This window comes from Myroides sp. LJL116, assembly GCF_054871685.1.
In genome coordinates this window covers 1-19,693 of the sequence record NZ_JBTXLR010000021.1, presented here as the reverse complement: position 1 = coordinate 19,693, position 19,693 = coordinate 1, and the positions used below count along the sequence as shown (strand labels likewise).

The 19,693-nt window shown below is 35.4% G+C and carries 9 protein-coding genes and 1 pseudogene; 3 read left to right on the top strand and 7 right to left on the bottom strand.

Features of this window, described 5'->3' with window-relative positions:
* Positions 1 to 21: 21 nt before the first annotated feature.
* From ACYSNM_RS12555 to ACYSNM_RS12545, 3 genes are all read right to left on the bottom strand, one after another.
* Positions 22 to 1,494 carry a SusD/RagB family nutrient-binding outer membrane lipoprotein gene (locus tag ACYSNM_RS12555; RefSeq protein ID WP_461757222.1) on the bottom strand — a complete coding sequence of 491 codons (1,473 nt, stop codon included), beginning with the start codon at positions 1,492 to 1,494 and terminating at the stop codon, positions 22 to 24.
* 12 nt (positions 1,495 to 1,506) lie between these two features.
* Positions 1,507 to 4,674, bottom strand: coding sequence for a SusC/RagA family TonB-linked outer membrane protein (locus ACYSNM_RS12550; protein WP_461757221.1), 3,168 nt, complete (start codon positions 4,672 to 4,674; stop codon positions 1,507 to 1,509).
* Between the two features lie 322 nt (positions 4,675 to 4,996).
* Entirely contained in the window at positions 4,997 to 6,238 is a 1,242-nt protein-coding gene (locus ACYSNM_RS12545) for an aldehyde dehydrogenase family protein (RefSeq protein WP_461757220.1), read from the bottom strand.
* Between the two features lie 359 nt (positions 6,239 to 6,597).
* Between ACYSNM_RS12545 and ACYSNM_RS12540 the strand changes: the two genes are divergently transcribed.
* From ACYSNM_RS12540 to ACYSNM_RS12530, 3 genes are all read left to right on the top strand, one after another.
* Positions 6,598 to 6,972, top strand: coding sequence for a DUF6660 family protein (locus tag ACYSNM_RS12540; RefSeq protein WP_461757219.1), 375 nt, complete (start codon positions 6,598 to 6,600; stop codon positions 6,970 to 6,972).
* 76 nt (positions 6,973 to 7,048) lie between these two features.
* The gene (locus tag ACYSNM_RS12535) at positions 7,049 to 11,401 is read left to right on the top strand and encodes a CusA/CzcA family heavy metal efflux RND transporter (RefSeq protein WP_461757218.1); all 4,353 of its coding nucleotides are present in this window, start codon (positions 7,049 to 7,051) and stop codon (positions 11,399 to 11,401) included.
* 6 nt (positions 11,402 to 11,407) lie between these two features.
* A complete protein-coding gene (locus ACYSNM_RS12530; protein ID WP_461757217.1) occupies positions 11,408 to 12,589 on the top strand; it encodes an efflux RND transporter periplasmic adaptor subunit in 1,182 nt (393 codons plus the stop codon).
* A 633-nt stretch (positions 12,590 to 13,222) separates the two neighbouring features.
* Here ACYSNM_RS12530 and ACYSNM_RS12525 read toward each other — a convergent pair.
* The 4 genes and pseudogenes from ACYSNM_RS12525 to ACYSNM_RS12510 form a co-directional block, all read right to left on the bottom strand.
* Entirely contained in the window at positions 13,223 to 15,190 is a 1,968-nt protein-coding gene (locus ACYSNM_RS12525) for an OmpA family protein (RefSeq protein ID WP_461757216.1), read from the bottom strand.
* A 12-nt stretch (positions 15,191 to 15,202) separates the two neighbouring features.
* Positions 15,203 to 16,135 carry a PorP/SprF family type IX secretion system membrane protein gene (locus tag ACYSNM_RS12520; RefSeq protein WP_461757215.1) on the bottom strand — a complete coding sequence of 311 codons (933 nt, stop codon included), beginning with the start codon at positions 16,133 to 16,135 and terminating at the stop codon, positions 15,203 to 15,205.
* Positions 16,136 to 16,150: 15 nt separating this feature from the next.
* Positions 16,151 to 17,449, bottom strand: coding sequence for a gliding motility-associated C-terminal domain-containing protein (locus ACYSNM_RS12515; RefSeq protein ID WP_461757214.1), 1,299 nt, complete (start codon positions 17,447 to 17,449; stop codon positions 16,151 to 16,153).
* 69 nt (positions 17,450 to 17,518) lie between these two features.
* A pseudogene (locus ACYSNM_RS12510) lies at positions 17,519 to 19,693 on the bottom strand (hypothetical protein); the annotation flags it as partial.

The following is a 19,693-nucleotide window of genomic DNA, read 5'->3' as shown; positions in this document are numbered from 1 at the left end:
TTTAGTTAGTATAGTAATGTTTTATTTTAACCACCAACTTACAGAGCGAATAACATCTGCTCCATTAAACTGACGGTCTATTGCTTTTTGTAAGTTACTAGGGTTATTGTTGTACTCCCCAAGTGGGTAAATCCATCTAAGTCCAGGGGTGTTATCGCCCTTGGTTTTAAATTTAGGAAATCCCGTTCTTAAGTGGTCATAATAAATACTCCAATTACCTTGGTGAAACATAGTGATGTACTTTTGGGTTAGAATCTGCTCTAAAGCTGCATTAAAATCCTCCACCATTAAAGTAACTTTACTTTGGCTAATATAATTAACATACTCATTAGTTGTATAATAAGAAGCCTGTTCTTTTGCATAAGTGGCATAAAATTCAAAATTAGCTTTAATACCCTGGGTATAAAAAGTAGTAGCATCTGCGTTAATCCATCCTCTTAGGGCTGCTTCTGCTAAAATAAACTGTAACTCACTATAACTTAAAATACTAGTAGGCTCATTTACCGGATTTTGGTAATAACGCTGATTTACCTTCGAGATATTCTTTTGTCCAACTAAGGCTTCGTTCTCCCAGTAAGCTACTGTGGGATCTCCCCCATTATAGCCCGAGAAATCTCCAATACTTAGACCTTGCTCTAAGGCTCTAGCGGTAGGTTGAGCAAAGGCAAAAAGTCTAGGATCTTGCAAGTCTTTTAAAAGATCAATAAAGGTAGCAGACATATACATACTAGACCCATAGGAGCTAGAGTTAAACTGAGGATATCTACTTCCATTTTGATCAAAATAACGCAACTCTCCACTATCTTGGTTATTTCTAAACAAAGGGCTATTTTGATAGATTTCAGCAAATCGCTGAGCAACACTCTGTCCGTCAATAGTAGTTTTCTTAGACAAACTCATCAAGACCTTTAACTGATAAGAATTGATTAATCTAAGCCATTTATCGCTATCTCCCCCATAGATGATATCCCCTTGTAAAGGCGCATTAGCTACAATAAGGCTTTGGGCTAAATCTAGCTCTTTTAAAACTCCTGCCAATACCTGTTCTTGGGTATCATAAACTGGAAAAATAAGTCCTTGTTCCCCTTGTAAGGCCTCACTATAGGGAATATCTCCAAACTTTAAAGTTAATTGGTAAAAGAAGTAGGCTTTCAAAAAATGACCAATAGCTATGTACTGTGGCTTTTCATATTCCACAGCTTGCTGCATCATTTTGTCTGTTTGAAGCAGTTCTCTAAATAAAGAATAATCCCCTCTACCCCATTTGTAATATTGATAGGTGTTTTCTCCATCAGTAGAAATAAGCATTCGAGAGGCATATTCTTTAGAGATTCCCTCCAAAGTAAATGCTTTCTTACTCAAGGGAGTTAAAAGCAAGTGAGGAGAGGCACTTTGCACCTTATTTGGATCCTGGTTTAATTTATCTAAGTCTTGACAGCCAACAAAAGTAAAGGCCGACAAAGCAAAAAGAGCTATTTTACGGTATATTTTCATGGTTATTTACAATTAAAATTTAACATTCACTCCTAGTCCAATCCAACGGCTAGATGGGTCTTGTATATCATTGGCTCCAGTAGTGTCATAATCGGGATCGGAGTATAATCCCTTTGATTTTTTCCAAATAAATAGGTTATATCCTGTTAAGCTAGCTGATAAAGCACTAATGCGTTTGGTCTTAAGCAAAGAGGTAAAATCATAACTAAAAGCTAGGGTACGCAATTTGAAATAGGTCCTGTCAAAAATATTGGCAAACTCTTTACTTTGGGCTTGAGTTACTCTGGCTCTATAAGGATAATTTTGGGCCCAAGTTTGCCAAGAAATTGCCGTGGTATGCTCTTGGTAGACTCTTGTATCGGATACAATATTTCCATTGGTGTCGGTAATAAGTTCTCCAGAAACGATATTTACCCCTTTAGGCACATATACCCCTTGTCCACTTTGGTATTCTTGATCTCTATAAGCAACGCTATTGGGATGTTTACCTCCCCACCACATTTTCTCTACAACCTCAGAGCGCATTACTCCACCCCAAATACCATCAATACCAATATTTAACCCTAGGTTTTTATATTTAAAGGTGTTATTCCACCCTAGAATCCACTTTGGATCAAGGTTACCTACTTTTCTTGGTGTTTTATCTATAGTTGGCAATCCTGTAGTTGCATCTAAGATTAAATCCCCATCTGGTGTTGTTTCCCAAACACTAGCATAAAAAGAATCTGCTCTATCGTTTAAATTAAAATTGCCGTATTTAGGAGCGCCTCCATAGATTTGGGTAAGTTTTTTCTCTTTAGTACTCCAATTCACGGAAGTAGAATAACTAAAATCTTCTTTATCTACGATTTTGGCCACTAAAGAAACTTCAAATCCATTGGTGGTATACTCATTTCCATTTACGCGCATGGAACCAAACCCAGAACCTTCTGAAACTGGAAATTGAATTAAGAAGTTAGAATCCACAACTCTATAATAGGTAAGATCCATACTTAAGCGTCTTTTTAAAAACGAAGTAGAAAGACCTAATTCAAAAGAGCGAGATTTCTCTGGTAAAAGATTTGGGTTTAAAATACTATTGGGGTATTCTACCATTTGATTACCATTAAAAGAAGGGTTAATTGGGCTATAAGCCGCTTGAAGTAAATAAGGATCTAAATCACTGGATACTTCTGCCCAAGAAGTATAGAGTTTTAAATAATCTACACTAGAGGGTAAAGAAACTAAGTTAGATAGCATCACACTTAAAGATGCGGAAGGATAAAAATAAGATCGGTTAGCTTTAGATAAAGTACTAGACCAGTCATTACGTCCAGCAAAAGTAAGGAAAAAGGCATTGTAAAAATCCAATTCTATGGTTCCATACACACTATTTACCGCCTTTTTAATGGTAGTATTTGTTGCCGTAACATTTCCAGTGGAGTTACCTAAATTATACACTCCTGGTACAGTTAATCCATCGGCTGCAGAATAAGTATTTTTTCGTTGGTAATACCTAGAGGCTGCTCCAGCGTTAACATTTAAAGAAATTACATTGCTTATATCTTTGTTATACATGGCAAGGATATCGTATTCAAAATCTAATCTTTGATCGTTATCTATACTAAAGCCACCTTCTCTAGAAGCGCTATAATTAAAATAAGATTTTGGGCTTTGTACCTCTGTGGAATTGGAAGTAGATACCGCAGATGCCCTACCTTGAATTACTAAATCCTCATTGGCTTGATAGGTTAAACTAAGCTGGCTATTTACAATATCTTTGTCCCAAATTCGCTTAAAGTACTCCGCTCCAAACCAAGGGTTATTATACCAAGCATAGTTGTAATTGGCCTGTTTATAGCCCTCCATACCAGGAACCCATAAATTGTTTTTTAAATCTCTTCCATTTACATCATTACCCATCCATATTAAAATAGTATACATATGGCCAGAAGGGTTATAACCGTAATTAGGTACATTGGGAGCGTGGATTTTCCCATAACTAAACTTACTGTCTAAAGTAAATTTATCGCTTAAAAAAGAAGTGGATTTAAAGCTCAAATTACCTTTATACATAGAGGTATTAGGTACTCTATCTTTATTATAACTGAACTCTCCACCTATGCGGTAAGAGCCTTTTTCACTTTTATTGGTTACAGCAAAATTGGTTCTTGAAATTATTCCATTTTGCATAAACTCCTTTAGATTATCGTGATACTGCCAAGCAATTGGAACTCTTTCATATTTGCTTCTATCATTATATTGAGTAGACTCCACACTTCCGTACCATGGAATAATCTGTCCAGTGGCTTTATCTAAAATGGGAGAGTTCCACTGAGCAATCTTCTTGTCTCCATCAAACTTAGGTCCCCAGATCATATCACCATCAGATATACCACCATCTTTTCCATCCCAGAATTCGTATTGTCCATTACTCCCACTTCCATACTGGGTTTGGGTTTTTGGATAAACGGTAAAACCTGCACTTATCATTAAGTTTTGAGAAGCAGTTACCTCAATACCTTCTTGTTTGGCATTTTTTGTGGTAATTAAAATAGCACCATTTCTACCTCTAGAACCATAAAGTACAGAAGCACTAGTACCCTTTAATACGTTTATATTGGCAATATCCTCAGGGGATACATCAAAAAAATCTGTACTTACAGCAATACCATCAATAACCACCAAAGGGGACTTCCCTCTTAGTGAAAACGATGGAGCTTGCATCATACCTGGTGGGTTGGATACCTGTAATCCTGCTACTTGTCCTGAAAGCAGGCTACCTACATTAGGCGTTGCTACCTCTTGGACTTTATTTACATCGACTTGCTGGGTAGCATAACCAATGGTCTTTTCAGCTCTTGTTATCCCTAAAGCGGTAATTACCACTTCGTCTAAAGAGGAATCCTCACTTTGTAATATTATGGTTAATAGATTGTTCTCATTTACGCTTACCTCTTTATTTTGATAACCGATAAAACTGACAATCAGAATATCGCCTTTGTGTACATTGATGCTAAAGTTACCTTCAAAATCAGTTGCTACTCCATAACTGCTTCCTTTAATGGTTACCGAGGCTCCCGGTAAGCTAAAGCCTTCATGGTCTAATACAACTCCCTGTAAGTTAAAACCATCTTGCGCCATAGCTCCCCAAGGAAGGAGACTAAAAAATAGCATAAAAAATAGTAAATGTCGTTTCATTGTTTATTATTGTTTTTGGTTGAGTACAAAATTGCCACATCTGAAAAACAATAGCATTAACCAAATATTAACAAAAAAACAGACAGCTTACCCTAGTGTTAAATTAGCTGAAAAATAAAAAACGTTTTATTAACACAGTATTCTACGCATAACTCCAAAGTTTATTCTATGAAAAAAAGGTTTTTGTCGCCACAACAAAAACCTTTTCACTCATTATAAACAACAAAACAACAACACTTTAAGCACTAAAACCCCCTATAAAAAAACTAGTATAAAACTTAACAGCTCATGTTTTTTTGGGATATTTTTAGTGGATGTACTATTAAAATTGACACATTAGATCTTCTATATATCTATTGTGGAATTTATTGACCTGTATCTTCATCGTTTTTAGGTCGTGGATTAAATCCTTAGCAATAACCTGATTTGCATTAGTATACACACTAATGGGAAGACCCTTATGCTCCATTTGTAAGTACTCTAACATATTTTGTAAACTAGGGGCACTTTGAATAAGAAATATAGGTTCATTCAAAGTCATGGATAGCAAATCCATACTGCTATCTACATTGCTTAAAACAATAGGAGTACTAGAGTCAATACAATGTAAATCTATATCTACAGGATAGTGTAAAATGGCTCCTTGTAAAATAGCCATATGTACAAGGTGAATAAGCTCTTGACTATATTTAGCGCCGTGATGGTCCTTTAACCTATGACAATTCATCTGCGTGAGCTGAGTAGTTAGCTCTTTGGTAAATTGCTCTTCATGGCTTTTGTGTACAATAATGGGATGTGCAATTAACTCTAAATGGTAGGTGTTTTGCAACCTTTGTACAACAATTTGCTTTGCAACTTGTTCTATTTGGGCATCACTTAGAACTAACACAGGCATATCTGGGATGCTTTTTATACTACTTTGCATTAAACTACCTATAAGGTGCTCTTGCAAAAGAGCTGCATTTTGCTTGGTACCCAAAAAATCTACTTTACCCACCATTGGATCACTAAAAATCTGTTTGAGTTGAATCTTATTGCAAAACACAATACTCACTACTCCTTTTGGAAAACCACAGAATTGGAGAATTTGTTTCATCTTCTCACGGATTAAAATCGCTCTTTTACTAGGTTTAATTACCAAAGTATTACCAAGAGGAATCTCTCGTACGATAGATTTAATCATTTGAAGCAAAATAAAATTCTTATAGTGCATAGAAACCACAATCTTAGGTTTTTGCTCTTTGCCTAACCTAAGGGGATTTGTATCCCTTGAAAAATTAGTAGCATTAATGCAATAATCCTTTAAAACAGCAATACATAAATCTACTTCTTCTCTAGCTAAAAAAAGATCCTTGCCACTATCTTTGGCAATACAAAGTGCTAAAGAGGCTTTATTCTCCATAAAATAATCCTTCATTTTAAAAAAGATTTTTCCATGGAAACCCTTTAACTTACTTTGCATAAAAAGTGCCTTGCTAGCTAGATGTAGCGTCTCTTGTAATACAAGAGGATCATCGCTGGTAAAGCCTAGCTGTTTATGGCTACTTGGAACACTTATTTTCATCTGCACAAAAATTTTATTTAACTCAAAATAGGAGTATTTTCTTTAACAATATGGTGTTTTAGTCAATTTCTAGCTAATTTAAACATATTAAACACATTAAATATACTAAAATAACCTATACTAAAATAATATATTATGAATATAACCATAAAAAAACTAATTACTACCAATAAGAATGTAAAATTGACCTTATTTTACCATAACCCTTAGTGGAGAAACTCCCTTTTTAGTATGGCCCTCTCCCGTAACTAATCACAACTAACTGTTATTGAGTAAGTTGAAAGAAAACAAATATAAATACAACAATGCAACGCTGTTGCAACCTTTACATAAACTATAGGATGTATAGTTGAAATACAATGTTTTTTACTATTTTTGCTACGATGAAAGCCACTCGATACATAGCACACCTTGTTTTATCCCTACTAATCTTAGTAGTGGCAAGCTACCCATGTACCGATAGATTCGAATATGCCCCTTCTGTAGTAAACACTATAAATTACACCACAGCTACTAGCTCAATCGATACTTCTATCCAAAAGGAAATAACCCTTAAGGATACTTGTTCTCCTTTGTGTACCTGTAATTGTTGTGCTACTTTTATTACATTGGCATTTTCTGTAAACCTACCAGAGGCTAAAACTTCTTCTTTAAATAAAGAAGTAGTATCCTTTTATAATTACTTTCCACAAAATATTGCCCAAAGTATTTGGCAACCACCTAAAATAGCATAATAAATTTTAACGTTTTTAGTATAGTTTTCTTAATTTTAAACTACAAACACACCTATTAAAACTAAATTTTATTACAATGCTAGATAAAATCATACAATTTAGTATCCAAAATAAGTTTATTGTAGGATTGTTAACCCTTGCCCTAGTGGTAGTGGGAGGCTATTCTGTGTCAACTTTACCAATGGATACCCAACCTGATATTACCAATAATCAGGTACAAATTATAACTAGTTCTCCTACTTTAGCTACACAAGAGGTAGAGCAGTTCATTACCTACCCTATTGAACAGGCGGTAAAACCAATCCCAAATATTACCGAACTTAGATCCATTAGTAGATTTGGATTAAGTGTAATTACCGTAGTATTTACTGAGGATACAGATATTTATTGGGCCAGAACTCAAATTAACGAAAAGCTTAGCGAAGCCTCTGAAATTATTCCTAAAGGAGTTGGAACACCAGAGCTTGCACCAGTGAGTACAGGTCTTGGAGAGATTTACCAATATGTAGTTTACCCTAAAGAAGGATATGAGGACCAATACAATAGTATGGATCTACGTACCATTCAAGATTGGATTATCAAACCACAACTTTTAGGAGTAAAAGGTGTTGCGGAGGTAAACACTCTTGGGGGACAGCTAAAACAATATGAAATTGCTGTAAAGCCTGACTTATTAACCTCTTTAGATACTTCCATCTTGGAAATATTTCAAGCATTAGAGGCAAATAACGAAAACACTGGAGGGGCTTATATCGATAAAAAACCTTATGCCTACTTTATCCGAAGCGTTGGTATGGTGTCTAACTTAGAAGACATTGAAAAAATTGTAGTCAAAAACGTTAATGGTACTCCTGTGTTAATTCGTGATGTCGCAGATGTACGCATTGGAAGTAGTATACGTTATGGAGCTGTTACCAAAGATGGTTTAGGAGAAGATGTAGCTGGAATGGTAATGATGCTTAAAGATGCCAACACTCAAGAGGTAGTAAATCTTGTGAAAGAGCGCATGGCTCAAATTGAAAAATCCCTTCCTGAGGGAGTTGCCATTGATACCTTCTTAGATCGTACAAAATTAATTGATAAAACAGTTAAAACCATTCAAACCAACTTAATGGAGGGTGCTTTAATTGTAATTTTCGTATTAGTTATTTTCCTTGGAAACTGGCGCGCAGGATTAATTGTAGCCTCTGTGATTCCGCTTTCTTTACTATTTGCCATCTCCTTGATGCGATTATTTGGAGTAAGTGGAAACTTAATGAGTCTAGGTGCCATTGACTTTGGTTTAATTGTCGATGGGGCTGTTATTATTGTAGAGGCCATTGTACACCGACTTCACCTTGGAAAGAAAAGGCGATTATCCCAAGCTCAAATTAACCAGGAAGTATACCAAGCTTCTTCAAAAATTCGAACAAGTGCAGCCTTTGGAGAGATTATTATCTTAATTGTGTACTTGCCTATTTTGGCTCTTTCTGGTATTGAAGGTAAAATGTTTGGTCCTATGGCACAAACAGTATCCTTTGCAATCTTAGGTGCATTCTTATTGTCATTAACTTATGTACCAATGGTTTCCTCTTTGTTTTTATCTAAAACAGCTGGAAAAGAAAAACCAAACTTTAGTGACCGCTTAATTGAAAAAATATATAGCGTTTATAAACCTATCTTAGAAAAAGCATTCAAAGTAAAACGATTAGTATTAGGTCTTGCTTTAGTACTATTTGCTTATTCTATGTATGTTTTCTCTACCATGGGAGGGGAATTTATTCCAACCTTAGATGAAGGAGATTTAGCCACTCACGTGATTATTTCCTCTGGTAGTTCCCTTTCTCAAGAAATTGAGACAACCACTTTAGCCGAGCAAATTTTAATGGAAAATTTCCCTGAGGTAAAAATGGTAATTTCTAAAATTGGTAGTGCGGAGATTCCAACCGACCCTATGCCTATGGAGGCAGCCGATTTAATTGTGGTATTAAAAGAAAAAGATGAGTGGACTAGTGCTACTACTAAAGAAGAGTTGATTGAGAAAATGGAACATGCCTTAGAGCAAATTCCTGGAGTAACTACCGAGTTCTCTCAACCTATTCAAATGCGTTTCAATGAGCTGATGACTGGAGTTAGAAGTGATGTAGCTATTAAAGTATTTGGAGAAGACCTAGAAAGACTAGCTGCTATTGGAGAGGAAATTAATACTTATATCGCAGATGTTCCAGGAGTGAGCGCTCCTAAATTAGAAAGAGTTTCTGGACTTCCACAAATTAGTATTTCCTACGATAAGGATAAACTAGCTATGCACGGGCTTAGCATCGGGCAAATCAGCCAAATTATCCGTATGGGATATGCAGGAGAAGCAGCTGGATTTGTATATGAAGGAGAAAAAAGATTTGATCTAGTGGTTCGATTAGACCAAGATGCTAGAGCAGATATTGAGAACATTAGAAATACCTTTATCCCTCTTCCTAATGGAGGTCAGATTCCACTAGGGCAAATAGCCACTATTGACTATGAAGATGGACCACAACAAATCAGTAGAGAAGATGGAAGAAGACGTATTGTTCTTGGATTTAACGTTAGAGAAAGAGACGTAAAAAGTGTAGTAAATGACATCCAAGGCATTTTAGATGAAAAGCTAATTTTACCTGATGGTTATTATATTACTTATGGAGGACAGTTCGAGAATTTAGTAGAAGCAACAAAGCGTCTTAGTATAGCCGTTCCAATTGCCTTAGCCTTAATTTTTGTCCTACTTTACTTTACCTTTAGATCAGTAAAGCAATCTCTTATGATTTTCACGGCTATTCCCCTATCGGCCATAGGTGGAGTTGCAGCCCTTTGGCTACGTGATATGCCTTTTAGTATTTCTGCTGGAGTAGGTTTTATTGCCCTTTTCGGAGTTGCCGTATTAAATGGTATTGTACTTATTGGCCAGTTTAACTCTTTAGAAAAAGAAGGTATGCCACTATACGAAAGAATTATTGAAGGAACCAAAATTCGACTACGACCAGTACTATTAACCGCTATGGTAGCCTCTTTAGGTTTCTTACCTATGGCACTTTCTAATAGCGCTGGAGCTGAGGTACAAAAACCCCTTGCAACAGTGGTAATTGGAGGATTAATATCAGCTACTATCCTAACTTTGATTGTGTTACCTATTATCTACTACTATGAAGAAAAAGGTTTGGGACTTTCTAAAAAAGCTAAAGCTGGAGTAATAACTGCTTTACTACTTTGTATTAGTATTCCCGGGATAGCTCAAGAACAAAAACAGATAATCTCCTTAGAACAGGCCATTATCTTAGCTAACCAAAACAACCAATCTATTGATGCAGCCCGCTTAGGAGCCCAAAGTCAACAGCAGTTAATTAAAACTGCCTATGACATCCCAAAGACAGAAGTATCCACTGGTTTTGGTCACTTAAATGGTATAGATAGAAAGGATATTTCATTAGATGTATCTCAAAGCTTTAGCCCTTTTACTTATGGTAAGAAAAAAGAGGTACTAAAGAATAATTATCAGGCTTCTGTTTTAATGCTACAAAAAAGCCAAATTGAAGTAGAGTTCCTAGTGAAGCAATCTTGGCATAATATGCTTTTTGCTATGAGTAGATCATTAGTTTTACAAGAGCAATTAGACCTATTAAAAGAGTTTTCTGCTTCAGCTAAACTACGCTATGAAACAGGGGAATCTACCCTTATGGAAAGCAATGTAGCCATAGCAAAGGAGCAAGAGGTTAATGTGATGCTAACCCAAAACATAGCCCTACTTCTAAACGAAAAGTCCAAGTTAAGAGCTCTATTAAATATACAAGGAGATTTTACTCCTTTAGAAGCAGGATTAGAATTCGACCCACACGACGTGTTTGAGCAAATTGATCTAAGCCAAAATAATTCTTTATTATTAGCAGAAAATCAAATTAGCACTTCACAGGCACAAACAAAACTAGAGAAATCGGCATTTTTACCAGATATTTCCCTAGGTTATAGCATAGAATCGGAATCTGGATTGCAGACAATGAGTAATGGAACAACCAAAAATTATGGCCAACAACTGCGTATTCCAAGTTATTCAGTAGGTATTACTATCCCTATTTTCTTTGGAAGTCAAAGTTCAAAAGTAAAGGCCTTAAAAACAAAAACAAAACAATTAGAAGTAGAGAAAGATTATTTGCACACGCAACTAAGTGCTAATGTACAGCAGCAATTAGATAATATTTCGGCACAAGACCAAGTTATTCAATACTATCAAACAAGCGCACTAAAAAACGCAGATATCATAACTGATCACGCCAATAAACAATATAACAATGGAGACATTTCCTATGTAGAATACATTCAATCTATGGAAACAGCCTTTACCATTTATATTAATTACCTAGAAGCAGTATTGCAATACAATTTAAGCCACAACACTTTACATTACCTAATTAATCAATAATTGATCATGAAAAAATCCATCTTATACTTTGGTTTTGCTCTTAGCTTACTAAGCGTTAGTTGTACTACTAAAGACAAAACCTCTACTGATACAACAGATTCTACTTCCCAAGAGCAGCAAGAAAATGCTTCTTTAAACAAAGAAGTAGAATTAAACAACGCCCAGTTTAAAGCAGCAGGCATTACCCTAGGACAAATACAAGATAGAAACTTAAGCGATGTTCTAAGGGTAAATGGACTAATCAAATTACCTGCAAAAGACCAAGCCGATGTAACTAGCTTTTTAGGAGGAACCGTTACACAAATCAATGTTAATGTTGGACAGCACGTAACAAAAGGTCAAACCTTAGCTATGATTGAGAGCCCAGAGTTCATCCAATTACAAGAGCAATATTTAGTATCTAAAAACAACTTAGATTATTTGGAATTGGAATACCAAAGGCAACAAACCTTAAGGGAGCAAAATGTAAACTCTCAAAAGATTTACCAAAAGACTAAATCGGATCTAAATGTAGAAAGAGCACGTTACCAAAGTTTAACCAATCAATTAAGATTACTTAATGTAACACCGGGTTCAAGTGCTGCTAGTATGAGAATTACTGCTCCTATTACTGGAAACATTGCCAGTATTGATGTAAAGATTGGTACTAATATTGCCCCTGGACAATCTTTGTTTAACGTAGTAGACAATACTAAAGTACACTTAGATTTAATGGTATTTGAAAAAGATTTAGCACAAATTAAAGTAGGGCAAACCGTTAGCTTTAACTTGACTAATAATGAGTCTACTCCAATAAATGCTACTATTTTTAGTATTGGAAATGCTTTTGAACCAGGAACTAAAACCGTTGCTGTTCACGCAGATATTGAAAAAACAGATCAAACTCTTGTACCAGGGTTTTATGTAAATGCCCTAGTACATATTGGAGATTCTAAAGTTCCTTCTCTACCAAACACAGCTATTGTAAAGGCAGAAGGTAAAGAGTTTATCTTTGTGGTAGAAGATCAAACTCAGGAGGAATATCACTTTGAGCGTATTGAGGTAAAAACTGGTACATCGGAATTAGGATATACCCAAGTTAGTGTGCTTATGGCCTTACCGGAGGATCCTCAAATTGCATTAACAGGAGCGTACTACATCCAAAGCCATTTGATTAAAAACGAAGGTGGCGGTGGCCATGATCACTAAAATAGAAGTGATAAATAATAGATATAAAAAAAACCTGCTTTTTTAAAAAAGCAGGTTTTTTTATGCCCTTACTTTTACACTACCTTATAATGCAGGGCCTTTAACACTGCAAAACTTCTACCTAATTTCTAGTTAAAGCCAACTAGAAAATAACCTACCTTCTATTTCATAAAATAACACCGTCTAAAAGTAAGCTTCTCTCCTATTCTACCTTGTATAAATTAAAAAGAGTGATTTAAATAACTTCTACTGGGGTTTGTAATTTATTCTATCTCAAAGTATGTGAAGTATAATTTCAACCCCTTACAGCCTACTAAAAAAGTTATTCTTGATTTTTATAGCTCCCTTTTTCTATTTATACTTTGAAACTCCTTTTAAAAGGGGATAAACTACATAAGTGTAGAATAAGAATAGCCAGCAAATCTACTATAGTACTTTTGATGGGCTTAATATACTTGCTATGATTAAAAAAACATAGTTGAAATAATAGGCGACTAATACCTATAATGGATTTACTACAAGAACATTTGCTTTGGCCTTAGAGCAAAAAAAAAGGAGCTAAAAACATATCGTTTTCAACTCCCTTTTATAATTAATATAGAAACTCCGTTTTAAAAAGTCATTCTGAAATTATTATAATTCCAAAATGATAAATTCACTTCTTCTATTTAACTGGTGCTCTTGTATTGTACATGGTACTCCATTAGAACATTTGTTTAATAGTTGGCTCTCCCCATATCCTCTACCTTGTATACGGCTTGGATCAATTCCTTGATCAATTAACCATTTAATAGTAGATTTTACGCGTCGATCTGAAAGACTCATGTTATAGTTATCATCTCCTCTTGAGTCTGTATGAGAACGAACATCAATTTTCATAGAAGGATATTCTTGCATTACTGCGTAAATCTTGATTAACTCCTCTTGAGCATCAGGACGAATATTAGACTTGTCAAAATCAAAATAAATTGGATTAAGTCCAAGAGTCTTAAATAAATCGTCTCCTTTAGCAAGTTCAACCTTGCTCTTTTGAAGTAATACATCTGCTGTAGCTACACCAGTAGATAATGGTAAAGTAAGCATAACCTCATTGGTTTGGAAATCTTCTTTTTCCGCTTTTACTAAAATCTTCTCTCCACAAGGTAGAGTTGCATTTGGATTGTAGTAACCATTTTCATCACTCGTTAAGGTAAATAACACCTCATTTTTCTGATTGTAAATAGTAACTGTAGCACCTGGTATAACCTCATTAGTATCTGTATCAATGATACGTCCATCTAAAGTAATTGCACATGGTATTTCACTAAAGAAGTAAATATTATCCCCAGCAGTACTCGCTTGACGGTTTGAACTTACAAATCCTTTTTTACCATTAGTAGTAAAAAGTGCAAAGTCATCCATACTTGAGTTAATAGGACTACCCATATTAATAATTTGGGTTACTTCTCCAGTAGCAGTTAAGCGCGTCATAAAGATGTCTAATCCTCCTAAACCTGGATGTCCATCAGAGGCGAAAAATAAAATTCCATCTTTAGAAATAAATGGAAATGTTTCTCTTGCTGAAGTATTAATCTTATCTCCTAAGTTAATAGGCTCACCATACTGTCCATTAGGTAGAATTTCTACCTTAAAGATATCCGATGCTCCTAAAGTACCTTTTCTATCTGAAGAAAAGAAAAGCCATTTTTCATCTACACTTAAAGTAGGGTGAGCTGTATTGAAGTTATCTGAGTTAAAAGGTAACTCTTCTACCGCTGACCATTTACCATCTTCTGATTTTTGGCTTTTATAAATTTTAAGTAAGGAGTGCTTACCTTTATTTCCTTTTTTGCGTCCGTTTGCTTTTGAGTTATTACGGGTGAAATACATTGTATTTCCATCTTTAGTAAAGATAGCAGTAGCGTCATTTACTTTAGAATCCATTTCACTTAAAAATACAACAGGCTCACTAAAGGTACCGTCCTTTTCTATTGTAGTAGAAAATAAGCTGGTAAAATTCTCATTAGTCCAAGCGTGTACTCCATTAGAAGCTTTTGCAGAATTCTCTCTAGCAGAGGTAAAAATTAAATCTTCTCCTAAAATGAATCCACCATAATCTGAAAACTCAGAGTTTACCTCTATAGCCTTAAGATTATACTTTTCTCCTTGCTGAGCAATTTGCTCTAAGTAATCTTTATTACCAGTGAATAGAATCGCACGCTGATCTTGGGTTTCCATTTGGTTAAATACCCCCATAATAGAATCACTCTTTGCGTAATCTTCCACTGCTCTTAAAGTCTGTGCATAACGATAGTAATGCTCAGAAGAGATAGGCTCTTTACCTTTGTCTTTGTACTCTGCTTCAAAAAGCTCTGTATACCACTCATTAGCTTTATCTAACTTACCATTGAAATAATAAGCATCTGCTAACTTTTGTAATATCTCTTGATTTTTATAGCCTTTTTCCGCGATACGCTCATACATTTGAATAGCATCTACATAAGCTAATCTGTCGTATCTTGTATCTGCTTTTTTATGTGTTTTCACTTGCGCAAAACCACTTAAAGCACCCATAAAAAGAAGTAGGCTTACTAAGCCTACTTTTACTTTATTTTTTATCATAACTAGAAGTCTTTAGAAGAACCTTGGAGCATTGATGCTTCCACGTCTGTTAAATAGTTCAAAGCGCAACATAATTTCATGAGATCCCGAATTATAGTAACGTAACTTTGTAGTTTCCGCATCATAAGAATAACCAACAAATAAGTTATCATTGATTTGGAATCCTGCTAAAGCACTAACTGCAGCATCCCAACGATAAGCAGCACCAAGAGTTAATTTCTCCAAAATTAAAAAATTCGCCGTTAAATCCACTTGAAGTGGAGCACCTGTTACTGCTTTAGCTAAAAATGCAGGCTTGAATTTTAAATTATGGCTAAGGTCAAACACATGTCCCCCCATTAAATAAAAGTGAGGTTTTTGACGCATAGTAGTCATATCATTATCATCGTAACGATCGTTTTCCAAAAACATTGGAACCGATAATCCTAAATAAGTACGCTCTGAATATAAGTATAAACCAGCACCAATATTTGGAGTGAATTTATTATTTATATTACTAGCCGAAATTGGATCATCTGGATGACGAATAGTTAACTTTTGATAATCCACACTTAATAAATTAGCTGTTCCTTTAATACCAAAAGCTAATTTATAATCATAGTTAAGATCAATAGCATAAGAAAGGTCAATAGCAATGTTATTGTCATTCATTGCACCAATCTTATCATTGATAAAGTTCACCCCTAGTCCTAACCCTGAATCTCCAAGAGGAGTATTCACAGAAAAACTTGCCGTCTTAGGTGCTCCTTCTAATCCTACCCACTGTGTTCTATATAAACCAACAGCTGTCATCGTTCCTCTACTTCCTGCATAAGCCGGGTTAATAGCAGAGGTATTATACATATACTGCGTGTATTGAGGATCTTGTTGAGCAAAAGCATTTTGGTAGCATCCTAAAGCTAAAAGGGTGATACCTAGATATTTTATTGTTTGAAAAAATTTCATACGTGTGTTTTAATTTTAATGCGTCTCTAGGTGTAAATACCCAGCTTTTTTAATGGTACTATTTCCGTTTGTACCTGTGTACTCATAAGTAAGTACGTAATAATAAGTTCCAGTTGGTAACATCTGATTTTTATCCACCGTTACTCTACCTTCTGAGTATCCTCTAAATACATTTACAGAACCATCCCCTTTAGCGTCATAATTAGAAGTTTCGAAAACTTTTACTCCCCAACGGTTGAAAATCTCTACGCGGTTATCTGGGAATTTATGTAAGTTTTCAATTTCGAAGTAGTCGTTCTTCCCATCTCCATTTGGAGTAACAAGGTTGTAAATAACTACATCTCCATCTAAAATAAGATCTGTTTTAACAGTAGCTAAAGTAAAGAAACCATATCCTTTAACTGCAGTTGGAGTAGTAATCTCTTTATTTGCTAAATCTACTATTCCACCTTCGTCTACCCAAAGATTTTCATAAGGATCAAAACGAACAATATGAAGTTCTTTTTCTGGATCTTTTAAAAGTTCCGCTGGAGTAGTACGCTCGTCCCAACTTAAAGTAAGAAGAATATCTTCTTTATGGTTAGAACTTCCTTTTTCTACAATCCAGTACTCATTTTTATCAAGGATATTGATTACTCCTGATACATATGGACGCGCTCTAAAAAAAGCTTTGTCCTCTAAAATGTATGTTCCTTCGTAAGCATCCGTTTTACTATTAGGAGCACTTATTGCAGAATATCTATAAAGACCTTTATCTCCTTTTGGATATTGAAAGGCAGCTTGTCCAATTTTCTCTACCATTCCCTCTGCATGCGAACGATCCGTTGGATTAAGTGCTTGTGCTGAGTGATGGAAAGTTAGAGAACCATTTAAAGAATCTACTTGAATGATTCCATCTTGGAAGTCTACCGATCCGTTAACGTCCATAGCATTTTTTAAATCAAATGCCATTACAGGAGTTGGGTTCTTTAATATTACATGATGAAACTCAGAGATACTTTCTCCTGAGATTAATTGTGTACCTGTATTTTGTTCATAAGGAGTGAAAATGGCAGTAGAATTCTGCGCATTAGTACTATGGGTATAAATATTATCATTATTAAAATCGTGATAAAAATAAACCGTTCCATCATTTTTCACATTCCCTTGTTGGGTATTATCAAAAGGATAAATAGTAGACATAAGTCCGCCTTCGGCCACTGTGATAACCCCTTCATTGGTGAATACTTCTTTTTTATCTGTGCTTTGCCCAAACATTGCAAATGGCAGACAAGCTAAGAAAATAAAAGAGTATTTTTTATTAGGTGTATACATAGCTTTTAATTTTGAATAAGAAGAGTCGCACTAGTTAAACTAGCACGACCTATTCTTTATATTACTTACTTAGTCTCTAACTACAAATACGATATTAATGTAGCTTGCAGCAGTACCATGACCTATAATCTTATACTCCATTTCACCAGCTTTAGAAATACTAATTATCTCAAAAACAGATTTATCATAATAAGTAACGTAGTATTTTAGTTCTGATGCCTTGAAAGTTGGAATAATATCCTTCTCTGGGGCTACATCTGTTTCACTACTTACAAAAGATCCTGAAGTTCCACCAAATTGTTTGATATACTCAGCGTGAAGATCCATTTTAAGGCTAACTTCTTTATTTGGATTACTAGTATCAAAAGTTACAGCAGGCATATAGAATACTTTAGGCATTGTAGCTTTTACAGTTCTTAAACGACCTTCTTCATTAGTAACAACAACTTTATCTGTAACTTCACCTTGGAAAGTTGGAAGAGCTCTAAAACGAACGTCTCCTATATTTCCGTTTAATACATCATTGGTAGATCCATTAGGTTTACCAGCTCCAACATCTAAAGTAGCAGTTGGTTTTGCCTTTCCATCTGTAAGACCAACAATTCCGATTCCTGTATTACCATTTTTAAGCATTGCAAAGGCAGTACTTGTATTACCGTTAGTATCATCATCATTTTGTCCTCCGATACCGTTACCAATTTGGAAGTGGATAGCATTAGGATTCTCATATTCTTTTCCATCATTAGTCTCTAATAGAGCTTGTCCATCACGAATAGCATTATAAGATCCCATTACTGTTTCACGTTGTGCAGTAGAAACAGTACCGTATCCCATTGCCATAGACTCAAAAGAATTCACTCTAATATTATTACCAAATGCGAAAGCCATAGTAGCATTTACATGATTATCATCCCCGATTCCAATAGATTGGATAGCAGTTTTTGCAATAATGTTATATCCAATTCCAATAGAATGGTCTCCTTCAACTGTAGCCCCGCTTCCAATTGCAATTGCCGCTGTTCCATTAGCTGTAGCTAGCGTACCTATTGCTACACTCTTTTTACCATAAGCCCCAGAATAGAATCCTAAAACAGATGAGTTCTCTCCCAAAGCCATTGCTTGTGAACCTAAAGCTATTGCATTTTCAGCTGTAGCCATAGCTCCACTATATTCAACCTCCTTACCGTCTTTATCAGGTTCAGAAAAAGTACCTCCCACTGCAAAGCTATTCAATGCCATTGCAAAACTATTTGTACCAAAAGCAACCGAATTCTCTCCAACAAAGGCATCTTCTGCTCCCGCACCACGTATAGCACCAGCAACATCTAAATCTGCACCTGCAATTCCTGTTTCTTTTTTAATTGCTACAGCACCTGTTTGATAAATAGCTTGAGTATTTAAAGTAGCTCCTTTTCCTTCTTCATCTTTAGCAGCATCTGTTTTTTGTACAAACCATGGCTCAGCAACTAAAGTAGATTTATCCATCCACTCAGGATTACCATCTTTATCCGTACTTAAAACTTTATCTTTTAACTCTTCACCACCAGCGATATCTTCTGGTTTAATAGTACCATCGGTAATCTCATCTGTAGAAATACTTCCTTCAGCAATACTTAAATGGGTGTCTACCAAAACAGCACCACGCTTAAGCATCTCGCTATCCCCTTTCATTGAGGTAGCATCCGTAGCTATAGAAATCTTACCGTCTGTAGTTAAATTCTTAGCATTAAGAATATTTTCAACATTTACATCAGGTCTTCCTGGTACCCATTGTCCATTCCCATCTTTATCAGTTTCATAAACTAAAGTTTGACCATCTGTACTAGGTTTAGTTTCAGACACAGGAACATTTTGAATTCCTCCAACAACTGTTTTCCCATCTTCATCTAAAGTAACATCTCCATCAAGAGTCAATTCAAATCCCTTAGGAGCATCTTTCCACTCAACAACAGCATTTTCCCCTGTTCCAGTAGTGGTTAAAATTTGTCCTTCTTTTTCTGATGGCTTAATCTCTAATGAAACGTCTGCAAAAGTTGTATTTTCCTCTTTGCTAACAACTGTTATACTTGTTGAAGTTACTTTTCCTTTAGCTAATTCATCTTTAACAGCAGGGTAGCTTACATCTAAAGATCCGTGCTCATCCACGCTTAAACCTTCTCCTGGTTTTACAACTCCTGGAGTAGTTTCTGTAGCAATACCTGTTACAGGAGCATCTGTCCACTCAACAACAGCATTTTCACCTGT